Below are 311 nucleotides of genomic sequence, written 5' to 3'. Positions count from 1 at the left end.
GCACAAGCCGAAGGCGGTTTCGGGAGACCACGCGGTCTGGCTGTCGCAACGGATCAGGGACGGCGATTTCACCATCCGCGGGCTCGTTGCCGAGCTTGCCGGTCGCGGCCTGAAGGTCGACTACCACGCGATCGTCCCGAGGTCGCGCGCCGGCGAGCCCAGTGGGCAAAGTATCAAGGTCGCGTCGAAGCTGAGCGGCTGGTCTTTATCGACGAGACCTGGACCCGGACCGACATGGCGCCCTTGCGGGGATGGGCCCCCCGCGGGCACAGACTTCACGCCAAGGTTCCCCACGGCCGCTGGAAGACCAT

Annotated in this window: 1 pseudogene; it reads left to right on the top strand. The window is 67.2% G+C overall.

Features of this window, described 5'->3' with window-relative positions:
- Positions 1-311 (top strand): annotated as a pseudogene (locus GPL20_RS39885) (IS630 family transposase); the annotation flags it as partial.

Origin of the sequence: Bradyrhizobium cajani, from assembly GCF_009759665.1 — a bacterium.
Classification (GTDB): Bacteria; Pseudomonadota; Alphaproteobacteria; order Rhizobiales; family Xanthobacteraceae; genus Bradyrhizobium; species Bradyrhizobium cajani.
Note: the sequence above shows the minus strand (reverse complement) of the source record. Positions and strands in the feature narration are given on the sequence as shown.